11 protein-coding genes and 1 pseudogene are annotated in these 12,742 nt (G+C 47.7%); 8 read left to right on the plus strand and 4 right to left on the minus strand.

Annotation, left to right across the window (positions count from 1 at the left end; genetic code table 11):
- Positions 1–2: 2 nt before the first annotated feature.
- The 3 genes from hda to AKL11_RS00700 all read right to left on the minus strand — a co-directional run bounded on the left by hda (position 3) and on the right by AKL11_RS00700 (position 3,168).
- Complete coding sequence (hda, locus tag AKL11_RS00690; RefSeq protein WP_095210058.1) at positions 3–719, minus strand: DnaA regulatory inactivator Hda; 717 nt, start codon at positions 717–719, stop codon at positions 3–5.
- 202 nt (positions 720–921) lie between these two features.
- Entirely contained in the window at positions 922–2,004 is a 1,083-nt protein-coding gene (locus tag AKL11_RS00695) for an AI-2E family transporter (protein ID WP_067514589.1), read from the minus strand.
- 3 nt (positions 2,005–2,007) lie between these two features.
- Positions 2,008–3,168: a DUF2066 domain-containing protein gene (locus AKL11_RS00700; protein ID WP_095210059.1), complete on the minus strand. Its 1,161-nt coding sequence runs from the start codon at positions 3,166–3,168 to the stop codon at positions 2,008–2,010.
- Positions 3,169–3,368: 200 nt separating this feature from the next.
- Between AKL11_RS00700 and AKL11_RS00710 the strand changes: the two genes are divergently transcribed.
- Positions 3,369–5,045, plus strand: a complete 1,677-nt coding sequence (locus AKL11_RS00710; protein ID WP_067514594.1) for an acyl-CoA dehydrogenase family protein — start codon at positions 3,369–3,371, stop codon at positions 5,043–5,045.
- A 70-nt stretch (positions 5,046–5,115) separates the two neighbouring features.
- On the opposite strand, the gene AKL11_RS00715 is transcribed toward AKL11_RS00710, so the two are convergent.
- Positions 5,116–7,059 carry an ankyrin repeat domain-containing protein gene (locus AKL11_RS00715; protein ID WP_067514596.1) on the minus strand — a complete coding sequence of 648 codons (1,944 nt, stop codon included), beginning with the start codon at positions 7,057–7,059 and terminating at the stop codon, positions 5,116–5,118.
- A 375-nt stretch (positions 7,060–7,434) separates the two neighbouring features.
- Between AKL11_RS00715 and purM the strand changes: the two genes are divergently transcribed.
- The 7 genes and pseudogenes from purM to AKL11_RS25495 form a co-directional block, all read left to right on the plus strand.
- Positions 7,435–8,481 carry a phosphoribosylformylglycinamidine cyclo-ligase gene (purM, locus tag AKL11_RS00720; RefSeq protein ID WP_067514598.1) on the plus strand — a complete coding sequence of 349 codons (1,047 nt, stop codon included), beginning with the start codon at positions 7,435–7,437 and terminating at the stop codon, positions 8,479–8,481.
- Positions 8,482–8,586: 105 nt separating this feature from the next.
- Positions 8,587–9,249: a phosphoribosylglycinamide formyltransferase gene (purN, locus tag AKL11_RS00725; RefSeq protein WP_067514600.1), complete on the plus strand. Its 663-nt coding sequence runs from the start codon at positions 8,587–8,589 to the stop codon at positions 9,247–9,249.
- Entirely contained in the window at positions 9,246–10,085 is an 840-nt protein-coding gene (locus AKL11_RS00730) for a DUF3108 domain-containing protein (protein ID WP_095210060.1), read from the plus strand. The genes purN and AKL11_RS00730 overlap by 4 nt, the downstream gene beginning before the upstream one ends.
- Positions 10,086–10,107: 22 nt before the next feature.
- On the plus strand, positions 10,108–10,515 hold the full coding sequence (gloA, locus tag AKL11_RS00735) for a lactoylglutathione lyase (RefSeq protein ID WP_095210061.1): 408 nt from the start codon (positions 10,108–10,110) through the stop codon (positions 10,513–10,515).
- A 77-nt stretch (positions 10,516–10,592) separates the two neighbouring features.
- Positions 10,593–11,756 carry a membrane-bound lytic murein transglycosylase MltC gene (gene mltC / locus AKL11_RS00740; protein WP_245673385.1) on the plus strand — a complete coding sequence of 388 codons (1,164 nt, stop codon included), beginning with the start codon at positions 10,593–10,595 and terminating at the stop codon, positions 11,754–11,756.
- Between the two features lie 163 nt (positions 11,757–11,919).
- Complete coding sequence (locus AKL11_RS00745) at positions 11,920–12,423, plus strand: helix-turn-helix domain-containing protein (RefSeq protein WP_067514605.1); 504 nt, start codon at positions 11,920–11,922, stop codon at positions 12,421–12,423.
- A gap of 5 nt (positions 12,424–12,428) precedes the next feature.
- A pseudogene (locus AKL11_RS25495) lies at positions 12,429–12,742 on the plus strand (IS630 family transposase); the annotation flags it as partial.

Genomic DNA, 12,742 nt, shown 5'->3' on the forward strand with positions numbered 1-12,742 from the left:
AGCTACCAGCCCATCACTTCTTTGACGAAAGGTATGGTCAACTTACGCTTGGCTCGCAGCGAAGCACTGTCCAGTTTCTGCAACATACCAAACAGTTGCCCCATATCTCTGGAGCCACGATGGATAATAAACCGGGCAACATCATCACTGAGGTCAAAACCACGGAACCGTGCCCGTAATTTCAACGCAGAGAGTTTATCGTGATCATTCAGTGGGTGAACCTGAAACACCAGCCCCCAGCTTAAGCGGGAAACCAGATCCTGAAGCTGAATACCCAGGGATTTGGGTGGATTGCCTGCCGCCACAAGAAAACGGGTTTGCGAATCACGAAGGCGATTAAACAAATCAAACAGTGCTTCTTCCCATTCATCCACACCAGCCACTTCACCAATGTCATCCAGACACACCAGCTGCAGGTGTTCAATACCTTCCAGCATTTTGGGTGAATAATGGATCAACTCTTTCATGGGCAGATAAATACTTCTGCCACCACGGCTATCCACCTGATGACAGGCGGCCTGCAGCAGATGGCTGCAGCCAACACCGGAATTTCCGTAGACAAAGATAAACTGCTCAGATTCAATGCCCGCTGCCGCCCTGTCCATATTCAACAGGTTTACCAGCGTGTCGTTCTGACCGCTGAAAAAGTTGGCAAACGTGGCATCATCTCTAAGCTGGACACCAAGCGGAAGCTGCACAGGCAAACTCATAATGGACATCAAATCCGTAAACGTAACGTGAGCGCTCTTATTCTGCCGCTCGTTTCCTGATCCTTCGTTTGGATCATCACGACAGATACTGCAAAGTTACAAAATAGCGGAGATAAATAAAACCGTTCATTTATCAACCGACATTGACACCAGTCAAACAACTTGAAGATAAAGGGATTTTTCTACAGAGAATTCCCGACTACCTCCATTTTTACCCGTCCCGATCTTTATTCAGCCCCGCATGATAAAGGTCACTGGACTTATAGTTTCTATGCAAGTGTCGCAAGAGTACCATAATAATCGCGCCCATGGGCAGAGCAATCAGCATGCCTACAAAGCCAAACAACTGGCCACCGGCCATCAGGGCAAAAATCACAGCAACGGGGTGCAAACCAATGCGCTCACCCACCAGCATTGGCGTCAGCACCCAACTCTCCAAAACCTGACCGACCAAAAACACCGCCGTCACCATGGCGATACCGGTATAAGTGTCAAACTGGAACAGGGCAACCACAATGGCTGCGGCGAAACCAATCACAAACCCCATATAAGGAATGATGCTGGCAAGCCCGGCCAACATGCCAATCAGGATAGAAAATTCAAGGCCAATCATCATCAAGCCCAGGCTGTAAATGCCACCCAGAGCCATCATTACCATCAGCTGGCCTTTCAGGAAGGCGCCCAGAACTTCATCACACTCTTTCATCAGAGTGACAACCACTGGCTCCACATTTCTGGGCAACATCATTTTCAGGTCGCCCATCATCTTGTCCCAGTCTCGAAGCAGATAAAATGTCACCACCGGAACCAGGGTCAAATTCGCCAGAAAGCCCAGTAAAGCCATGGAAGATCGGGAAATAGACACACCCAAATTGGCTAACAAACCACCAGCATTCTTCCACTGGCTAGCCAGCTGCTTAGACATTTCACTGAAATCAAAAAGAGCCGGATCAATAGAGACATACTTTGAGATAAGCGGAACCAGGTTGCTTTCGATCCACACTGCCCATACCGGCAGCAATTGAACGACAGCTTTAATCTGATGCGCCAGCGCCGGAATCACCAGCAGCAACCCCATGGCAAGAATGCTAAAAATCAGGAAGAAAACGCAGGTGACTGATAATGAGCGAGACAACCCTTTAGATTCAAGCCAATCCGCCAGAGGGTCGCCCAGATAAGCCAGCACCATACTGACGACAAATGGCGTCAATACAGCACCCAGAAAATGCACAAGAAGAATCGACGCCACAACCACTGCAGCAATCATATAGCGCTGGTGAACCGTTAGCTGCATGAGTTACTGTCGTCCTGTCCAGCGATAGGTCATGGCCGTTATTTCGCTCAGTGGATCATTAACATCCTGACTGACCAACGACACTGGCTCGAGATTCCGACCAAGAGCAAGGGCATCCGCCAGCTGGCTTTCGGAGCCATCGATGGTCAACTCCAGACTAATGACTGAACCACGAACATTTTCCACATCCACAGCACGAACCGCATTGACTCGCTCAAGATACTTAACCAGTGTTGCATAATCATCCAGCGTGCTGACGTTTTCCACCGTCAGGTTCACCTTACTGCTGGCATCGGACGTATTGACGGCATAATGTTGCGATAAAACAGAACCAACCAAATCCGATGCAGTCTGTGCTACCCCCTGACTGTTCAGCCCCTGAATCGCTGCAGATTGGGTATTACCACGGAACGTTAGGTTTAAACGACCGTAATAACGGCCATTATCTTCCGCAAGACGACCGGACAAAATAGATTGCGAGCCATACCGCTTGGACGCTTCCAGAATCTTTCCACTGAAGCCGCCCCACACATCCACCGCAGAAATAGCAGCCTCATCCTCAAAGTCCATCAATGGAAACAGCGATGGCAGCCCTCGCTGGGAAAAGGCCTGACCAAACACTCTTGGCAACTCATCAGCGGAGCTTACCAAAGTACGTAGACCACGATCTTCAATGGCCAACCACATCAACGTTGATGGGCGATTTTTGCCCCAAATCGGCACACCTGCCTGTTCCAGCAGCTGATTCACTGCCAGCTCATCAAAGGTCGCCTGAAAATATTTCTGCCGGTTTGTTGAAGTGTCATCGGTACGAAAACCAAACTCCCGGATATAGGTTTCCGGCTTAGACAATGCATTTCGAATATAGATATTGGTAAGCACACCCCGCTGCCCGGCAACTTTCACCAGCACATCCGACAGCGCCTGACTCATAGCTTCAGCCCGCTGTGTGCCATCCTGACCGGCGATAGGCACTTCATGACGATACAGACCTTTAACCACAGCAGCCTGAGTAACGCTCGACAACGCCATCACGCTCAGCGCCAAAAGCATAGGCAGCAGGTAACGACCCCTTAAAGCATTTGCCATAAAGAGGAAGACATGTTGGATCGTGACACTGGTCGTTCCAGTCTGGGTAGCTTGGCATTGCACAGCCGCCGGCATCGAAAAAATCCTGTTCAAAAAAGCAAAATGTAATTCTGCCACAATTTACAACAAAAAGAGCAGATTTACACAGCAAGGCTTGAATCTCCGCCCAGAATCTAAGAAAAAATCATGTTTTTGCATTGCTGCTACTGACAGACGAAAAGATACCAGTAAACTGTTTCTAAAATTCAGAATAATAAAAGCCGGTGCCCCTCGCTATGTCGCTGACCTTTGATCGTCAAAAAGAAAACGAAAGTTCAGAAACTCATCAGGTGACCAATCAACCCAGCGCCCTGAAAGACTACAACCTCTATACCAGTGATGACGCTCTACAGCGCTGGACAGCAGTTTATGGCGGAAACTGGGCAGAAGATCAATTAAAGCAATACGGTCACCACTGCGGCCACGAACTGCAAGAAGCCGGCTTTCTTGCCAACGAAAACAAACCTCTGTTTGAAACACACGATCGCTTTGGTCATCGCGTAGATCTGGTGCGTTTTCATCCGGCCTATCACCAGCTGATGAGTGCAGCCATTAACGCAGGCATGCACTCTCTTCCCTGGACTTCAGAGCAACAAGGCGCCCATGTCGCCCGGGCAGCCATGGAATACCTCCATTTTCAGGCCGATGCGGGCTCGGGTTGCCCACTGACCATGACCTTTGCCGCCGTGCCGGCTCTGAAACATGCGCCAGAAATCGCTAAAGAGTGGCTGCCAAAAATCACCGCTTGCCACTATGACCATGGTAACCGTCCTTATTTTGAAAAAGCCGGCGTCACCATCGGCATGGCCATGACGGAAAAACAAGGCGGTTCTGATGTCCGCGCTAATTCCACCCGGGCTTACCCGCTAACGTCTGACACAGGGAATAGCAAAACCTACGAACTGTTTGGTCACAAATGGTTTTGCTCCGCGCCCATGTGCGATGCTTTCCTGGTGCTGGCTCACACAGAAAAGGGGCTCTCCTGCTTTCTGATGCCCCGCTGGCGCCCGGATGGTAATAAAAACGCCATGTACATCCAGCGGTTGAAAAACAAGTTGGGCAATATCTCCAACGCCTCTTCGGAAATAGAACTTCGAGGTGCATTTGCCTGGATGATTGGCGAAGAAGGCCGCGGCGTACCCACCATTATCGATATGGTGGCCATGACACGTTTTGACTGCATGGTTGGGTCTTCCGCTTTAATGAGACAAGCGTTGGCGCAAGCCATTCATCACACTGGCGGACGCGCTGCATTTGGTAAAAACCTTCACGATCAGCCGCTGATGCAAAACGTGCTGGCGGATCTTGCCATTGAGTCCGAGGCAGCTCTTGCCATGTCCATGCGGGTTGGCGCCGCACTGGATAATCTTGATAACGAGCAAGAGCAGTTATTCGCACGCCTTGCCACCGCCGTTGGCAAATACTGGATTTGCAAGCGCGCACCGCACTTTACGTATGAGGCGATGGAGTGCATCGGTGGCGTGGGTTATGTGGAAGAAAACATCCTGCCACGGCTTTATCGCGAAGCACCAGTGAATGCGATCTGGGAAGGCTCCGGTAATGTTCAGTGTCTGGATGTATTACGTGCGATACAAAAAGAACCCAAAGTGCTGGATGCCTTTTTCCAGGAGCTGCAACAATCTGCCGGGCAATATCGCAGCTATGATCAGTATCTGGAAAATTTGAGAGAAACATTCTACGACACTGACAGTATTGAACGTCGAGCTCGTACGCTGGTTGATAAATTAGCCATCAGCCTGCAAGCTGCTATCTTAATAAAGCATGGCGATGAAACAGTCACTGAAGCATTTATCCGCTCCCGTATTGAGAACCGTGACGGTTTCAATCTAGGTACGCTGGATGCATGCACAGACTGCATAAAAATCCTGAAAAAAGCACAACCCGATCTTTGACTGTCATCACCACTTTCCTCCATAGACAGAAAGTGGTGAAGCTGAGGTAAACTGGATGTATATGTATTGATCACCATGGATCTTTGACTTTAGCGCCATCGATCATATTAGCTAAGTGAGAACCCACTAACCCTCTCAACTTAGCAGAGGCGTTTTCCGGCATTTTTTGTTGATACTGACACAATGCGAGATATGAATTATCAAGATCTATTTTTGAAGCAAGAAGCAGTTCAATAATCTCGGGAGAAAACGGTGTTGTAAGCGCAACTGTCATAAGTGACTCTTCTTTTGACGGACTTTTCTTAGGTACCAGAGAAGTGGTGTGGGTATCCGCTCCATTTTTCAGAAGCGCATCGACCATCCGGGCATTGCCCATTAAGCAGGCTTGCATCAGAGGTGTAACACCATTTTGCTTCCTGTTAATAAACTCTTTTGCCCCACTGTCCAATACCACCTTCAATTCATTGACCGCTTCACATTCAATAAGGTTAAAGAGAGGGTTACCGGAGGTGGATGTCAATCGATTAATCTTTTTACTCTGCATGGCTAAAAGTGCTTCATCAGGAAACAACAAATAGCTGACGGCATCCATTTTGATATACCGAACTCCAGCAATTCGGCACAAAAGCACATCCAGAAGAGAAACCAGATTTGTATTGCCTGATTGAAAAGGGTGAACCGCCAATACCTGCCTCAGCACTTTTACTATCTCTTTGCGTAAAGCCGTTTCTTTTTGTTGTGATGGCAGATCCCCATTTTTCAATCCCTGAACTGCACAATTAAAACCATCAACCAACTCTGTCAGCTGTGCTTTTTTATCCTGTTTTGATAAAGGGGATGCCAGAAAAAAACAAGAAGGGTCTTTTGGGTCAATTTTTATTGCCTGTTTATAATTGGTCACCTGTAACAGTTTTTTAGCATTATCTCTATCCGCCATAACCGCTTCTACATTACTGAATCGCCTGATAAAACCCGCAGCGTTTTTTCTGTCTTCCAAACTACTACAAATAATCACCGAATTCTTGATAATCGACTCCATTGTTGCCTGGGAATATTCGCCCTTCTCAAATGCTACTTTCTGATAAACATTTTCTGACCAGCAACCGCCATCGCCCAGTTTGTGACTGATTTGTTCAAGATGCTGAAGACATAAACCCGTATTAATATTCACCGTCAGAACATAGCTCAAACCATTAACCATTTTTATGGCGTGATAAGGGTAGATATCTTGCAAATGTCGGTACCGCCCGGAAGACTCATCCACATAAAAACCACACAACTCATCATGATGACGCTGAATAAACGTCTGCCCTGAAATATCACAGGAAAGCTGAAACAGTGCCTTCTCCGTCTGCATAGCATTATCAAAGAAAGCAGTAAATACCGGTTTGAGCGGATTAGTACCCGGAAGACTCTCTTCGAGCTTCTGCTTTATAAACGCCAATATCTCAATACGTTCATCATGGCGACTAACCTTTTTATACACATGCATTTCTACTATGACGGCGAGACAATAAGCCACAAGCTGAACATCAGGGTCGAGGTAGCATTCATCAGAACCTGCTCCTGAGGTTGCTATTGTTGATACTTTTTCGCTTCCAGCACCCTCTGCAGCCCGCTGCCTTTCAATAAAACGATTTTCCTGCCCTAACTCATGGAGGGTGTTTAGAAATGCGCTTGCATTTCCATCAGCAAACCATCCCCCAACACGATCTACCGATTCAGCAGTAGACCAATCGGTAGCAGGGTTCAGCTCTCTTAGACTAACCGGCGCAAAAGGCGGGGCATTATTCGGCTTAAGGTCAACAGTAGCAACAGGCTCAGAGAAGCTAACACGCCTGCTATAAGGACCAAAAAAGCCTTGTGAAATATCCACCCCACCCCGTTTTAACCAAAACCCATTTATCAAATTGTCAGCTTCAACAAACCGTATTTTCCTTTCTTTGTCCGCAACAACCTCCGCACTATTCCGAACATACAGCAACTGTGATGCTGGTGAAGTATTTGTCAGCATTTTATTCTCATGTGAAAGCAGTAAAACAGAAACCGACTCTACGTGAGAGTCATGATAACCTCAGGGATTAGTCGTAAATTTATTAGAGCCAATCCCGCTATCTATACAAGCTAGACGTGAACCGAACTCAAGAATTAAGTGATTGATGTTGAGTCAATAAATCTGAAATCAAACAACCAGTTGATGTACAAGCTTAGTTATCGAGCCAGAATTCGCCGCACCAATTGACAAACTTCTCTGCACCAATCATTGCGATCAGCGCACCACCCTCCTAAAATACCCGCCCTTATCCACCCGAATTTTCAAACTGAGTCACGTGAGTTCCCGAACAGACTCAGTCAATAACAAGCTCTGGCCACAGGCGGATTCATACCAATGAACAAATCGGACTCCAGAACTTCCCTGAGCTACAAGGACGCTGGCGTAGATATCGACGCTGGAAATGCTCTGGTTGACAGAATAAAACAAGTGGCAAAAGCCACCGCACGCCCGGAAGTGATGGGAGGCCTTGGCGGTTTTGGCGCCCTTTGCGAACTGCCAGCAGGTTACAAACAACCCGTTCTTGTCTCTGGCACCGATGGCGTTGGTACCAAGCTGAAGCTGGCCATGGATCTCAACATGCATGACGACATCGGCATCGATCTGGTGGCCATGTGCGTGAATGACTTGGTGGTGTGCGGCGCAGAACCTCTCTTCTTTCTGGATTACTACGCCACCGGCAAACTCAATGTGGATGTGGCAGAACGGGTAGTTGCCGGTATCGGCAAAGGTTGCGAACTTTCCGGCTGCTCCCTGATTGGTGGCGAAACCGCCGAAATGCCCGGCATGTATCAGGGCGATGATTACGACCTGGCTGGCTTCTGTGTGGGCGTGGTGGAAAAGTCTGAAATCATCGATGGCAGTAAAGTGGCAGCGGGCGATGTATTAATTGGTCTGAAGTCCAGCGGTCCTCATTCCAATGGTTATTCGTTGATTCGAAAAGTGCTGGAAGTCTCTGACACTGATCTGAGCACACCTCTGGAAGGCAAACCCATAGCTGAACACCTGATGGCGCCAACGCGCATCTATGTGAAATCGTTACTCCAACTGCAAAAAGAATTGCCGGTTCACGCCATGGCACATAATACCGGTGGCGGTTTGCCAGAGAACCTGCCGCGAGTGATTCCCGAAGGCTGTCAGGCGGTGATTGATACCAACAGCTGGGAAATCCCCGCCATCTTTCGATTCCTGCAAGAACAAGGCAACATTGACGCTTTTGAACTGTACCGTACCTTCAATTGCGGCATTGGCATGATTCTTTGCATCCCGGCAAGCCATCAAGAGCAGGCAATGCAGCGTCTGGTGGAACTGGGCGAAGCGCCAATGGTTATTGGTCATATTGAGACGGCTGAAGCGGAAGGTGAAACGGTGATTTTCCGTTAACCGGAACTTTTACCGGCGTTTCCTCATCAAAGTTGAACCGGGCTCACATTCTTTCGTGAGTCCGTTTTTTTAAATGTTATTTCTAAACATCATCAGGAATCAGCAGTGAGCGAAAAAAAGCGAGTTGTCGTTCTACTCTCAGGCAACGGCACTAACCTTCAGGCACTTCTGGATCAGGAACATAAATACAGTTATCAGGTCGTTGGCGTGATCAGCAATATTCCTGATGCCTATGGCCTTGAGCGAGCACGACAGCATAAAGTGGCGGCTCTGGGGCTCGATCACAAAGCGTTCTCCTCTCGCACCGCGTTTGACCTGCGACTGATCCAAGAGGTGAACCGGTTTGATCCTGATCTGGTGGTACTGGCTGGCTACATGCGGATTCTAAGCCCGGAGTTTGTGGATCGTTTTGCCGGCAAGCTGATTAACATACACCCCTCTCTGCTCCCTGATTACAAAGGTCTTGGCACCTACAAGCGAGTGCTTGCAGATAAAAAGCCATTACACGGCTGCACCGTTCATTTTGTCACGCCAGAACTGGACAGTGGTGCTCATATTATTCAGGCTTCACTGGAAGTAAAAGCAACCGATAATGAAGAGAGCTTGATGCAGCGGGTGCAGACGATGGAACACCAAATCTACCCCCTGACAGCGCATCTGATTACCAGTGGCCGCCTGCAATTCAAGGACGACAAAGTCTTACTGGATAATCACCCGATAAATCCGCTAGGCTATCAACTCAAGGAAAATGCTTTGGAGCTGGCATGACTTTTCAGGCTGAGCCACAAACGAAACAGACATTGAATCCCACATCCACAGGATTCAAAACCGCGTGTTTTATAGCGCTACTGGCCATTGCAAACTCTGGCAGCGCGGCTCAACCATCGGCCTCCGGCCAACAGATGGCGGGTAAAAGCAAACATCACCCTATTCTGAAACCCTATACCGCTGAGTACACGGCTTCTGTAGAAGGTTTGCCTTTTTCCGGTACCGGCAGCCGTTCACTGGAAAAAAACGCCGATGGCACATGGACACTCTCATTCAGTGCGGATACCGCCTTTGTTGGTCTTAATGAAACCAGCCAGTTTTTGTCCGAGGGTAATCAGCTGATTGCCAACCAGTACACCTACAAGCGCACTGGCCTGGGTAAAAAACCCACAGAGTATGCCTCTTTCAACTGGCAGCAAAACAAGATCCACTGGCAACAGGGTGACAAAGAATGGGCCATCAACCTGAAACCGGAAACCCTCGATAAACTGAGCTATCAACTGCAATTACGCATGGATCTCGCCGCCAGCAACCCACCAAAACTCAGTTATGAGGTTGCTGATGATGATGAAGTGTATGAGCGGCAGTTCATTATCGAAGGTGAAGAAGTCATAAAAACCGGGGTTGGTAAACTCAATACCATCAAGGTTAAAATCAAACGGGATGATAATGACCGCTCCACCTGGCTCTGGTTTGCCAAAGATTATGACTACTTTTTGGTAAAGCTGTTACAGGAAGAAAAAGGCACGTCTTACACCATTGAAATCAAGAATGCTTCCATAGATGGCAAGCCCTTTAAAGACAGTCAGACTGCTCGTTTGACAAATAAACCCTAAGTTACTTTTTGAGGATTCTGCAGTGCGATTTCTTCACACGATGCTGCGCGTTGGCGACCTTGATAGGTCCATCAAATTTTATACTGAAGTGCTCGGCATGACACTGCTGAGAAAGCATGACAACGAAGAGTACAAATATACCCTGGCTTTCGTTGGCTACGGTGATGAGTCCGAACAGGCTGTGATTGAACTGACCTATAACTGGGGTACGGATTCCTACGACCTTGGCAGTGCATTTGGCCACATTGCCCTTGGTGCTGACGACATTTATGCCACCTGCGAAACCATTCGCGCTGCCGACGGAAAAATATCCCGTGAACCCGGCCCGGTTCTTGGTGGAAGCACTGAAATTGCCTTTGTTGAAGATCCTGATGGCTACAAAATCGAACTGATTCAGGCCAAAGCAGCTTCTGCCGGGCTTAAGGGATAATCACCATTACTTTATAAACGACAAAAGTGGTAAATTGGTTCGGTGGACTTACTGAACCAATGACATGGATGCCAATCATGCCACGTCTTCGCACTCTGGCGTTGCCGACTCTTCTTCCCCTGCTGCTTTCTGCCTGCTCTACAGATCAGGCCGTTAATTATTCCAAAAGCTATGCAAAAAACCATGTAAAGAACTATGTAACCAATGCCGCCTTAAATGAACTGGGGCCTGCCGGTGATGCCATAGCTATTGGTATGAATCTGGAAAAAGACACCATTGGTTTTGAAGCACTGGTTCACCTGTTATTGAAAGAAGCCCGGGTAAACTGGGGGGATGAAAAAAAGTCCTCCAGTAAAGAGTATGTTAAATACACCAACCATTACCGCACCCGTGTATTTGTGGATTTTGAAGCGGGCAGCGTTCACGTAGAAACGCTGGATCGCCAGGATCTTCGTAAAGCCATTGCCGCCATTCTGTTAACGCCCTACGCGCCAGATCAGGTTGACCTGTTCAGTGATAAAGACGTACCCGTCGGTGAAGAACCCATGCTCTACGGACAAGTGCTAGACCATGAAAGCCAGCCCATCCGCTGGCAATGGCGAGCACTTCGCTATGCGGATTATTTGATTGATCGACAGATGAGCAGCAGAAAATCAGCAAAAGGCCAAGTGTATGCGGTGGACTTCAGTCTGGTAGAAGATCATTTATCCCAGCGGGAATATCAATACGCCAGCCTGGTGCGGAAATACTCTAAGGTTTATGCCGTTGAAGAAAGCCTCATTTATGCAGTAATTCGTACCGAGAGCAGCTTTAACCCTTATGCAGTCAGCTCTTCCAATGCCTATGGCTTGATGCAGATTATTCCAAAAACTGCCGGCCGTGATGTGTTCAACAAGGTGAAGAACTTGCCAGGGCAACCTTCAAAGAGCTGGTTATTCCAACCCCACAATAATATTGATACTGGTACCGCGTACCTTGCCCTATTGAATAACCACTATTTAAAGAAAATAAATAACCCACTCTCTCGAAAATACACGACGATATCAGCATATAATGGCGGTGCCGGTAATGTGTTTGCCACATTCGATAGAAACCGGAATCGAGCGGTGCAAAAAATCAATAACCTGCAACCCAATCAAGTGTACTGGGCCTTGACGAAGAAACACCCGAGAGATGAAAGCCGACGTTACCTGGAAAAAGTCTCCACTGCCCAGAAAGACTTCTATGAGGGGAAGATTTAAGAGATACGTCCGCATCGTTGCAACATCAAACCCTTTACAGATTTAAAATCAAACAGAACATAAATAAACTTTTTTTATAAGCTACTACTCCATCCACCGTCAAATGATAGACTGAATTTTGTATTATCCTGACAGCTCCACTGCAACAAAAGATGGAGCCGTCATGAACGTTAAATACCATGTTCGTTTAAGTGATGATGAACGCTCAATGCTTGAGGCTTTAATCAAACAAGAAAAACCAATAATTGCGCAACACAAAAAACGCCACGCACAAATTTTACTCGCCATCGATGAAAATCACTCGCCGCTTACCCATGAGCAGGCAGCTAAAGCCTTCAACGTGAAACCGCTCACTATCTGTCGTCTTCGTCAACGCCTTGCTGAGGAAGGATTAGAGGTTGCGATCAATAGCAAGCACAGTCGTCATGGAGGAAAACGGAAAATGGATGGTGAGTTAGAGGCTCACCTTATCGCTCTGACCTGTTCTGCACCGCCAAAAGGAAACGCGCGATGGACGTTAAACCTCCTCAGGGACAAGATGATCGAGCTGGAGTACATTGATGAAATATCCAGAAGCACCATCCATGAATCTTTAAAAAAAACGAACTTAAGCCTTGGCAGAAAAAAGAATGGTGTATTCCCAAGGAAGAAAGCGCCAACTTTGTGAGTGCCATGGAAGATATTCTGGAGCTTTACAAGCTTCCATATGACCCCAAAAGACCGTTGGCATGTCTGGATGAGACCAGCAAGCAGCAGTTAATTGAGGTACGTAATCCCATTCCTATTGAACCCGGTAATCCAGAACGATACGACACAGAGTATGAGCGTAACGGTGTCAGTAATCTCTTTATGATTTTCGAACCACTGGCTGGTTGGCGGCATGTAGAGGTAACCGACAGTAGAACCGCGATCGACTGGGCGCATCAGGTCAAAGCATTGGTGGATGGTCGCTACAAGGATGTTGATAAAATTGTTCTGGTAGAAGA

The sequence above is a fragment of the Endozoicomonas ascidiicola genome, from assembly GCF_001646945.1.
Taxonomy (GTDB): domain Bacteria; phylum Pseudomonadota; class Gammaproteobacteria; order Pseudomonadales; family Endozoicomonadaceae; genus Endozoicomonas; species Endozoicomonas ascidiicola.

Excerpts from the sequence above, each read along its gene's own strand:
- AKL11_RS00710 (WP_067514594.1), top strand. The coding sequence starts at position 3,369 with ATGTCGCTGACCTTTGATCGTCAAAAAGAAAACGAAAGTTCAGAAACT.
- mltC (WP_245673385.1), top strand. The coding sequence starts at position 10,593 with ATGCCACGTCTTCGCACTCTGGCGTTGCCGACTCTTCTTCCCCTGCTG.
- AKL11_RS00695 (WP_067514589.1), bottom strand. The coding sequence starts at position 2,004 with ATGCAGCTAACGGTTCACCAGCGCTATATGATTGCTGCAGTGGTTGTG.
- purM (WP_067514598.1), top strand. The coding sequence starts at position 7,435 with ATGAACAAATCGGACTCCAGAACTTCCCTGAGCTACAAGGACGCTGGC.
- AKL11_RS00715 (WP_067514596.1), bottom strand. The coding sequence starts at position 7,059 with ATGCTGACAAATACTTCACCAGCATCACAGTTGCTGTATGTTCGGAAT.
- hda (WP_095210058.1), bottom strand. The coding sequence starts at position 719 with ATGTCCATTATGAGTTTGCCTGTGCAGCTTCCGCTTGGTGTCCAGCTT.
- AKL11_RS00745 (WP_067514605.1), top strand. The coding sequence starts at position 11,920 with ATGAACGTTAAATACCATGTTCGTTTAAGTGATGATGAACGCTCAATG.
- AKL11_RS00700 (WP_095210059.1), bottom strand. The coding sequence starts at position 3,168 with ATGCCGGCGGCTGTGCAATGCCAAGCTACCCAGACTGGAACGACCAGT.
- AKL11_RS00730 (WP_095210060.1), top strand. The coding sequence starts at position 9,246 with ATGACTTTTCAGGCTGAGCCACAAACGAAACAGACATTGAATCCCACA.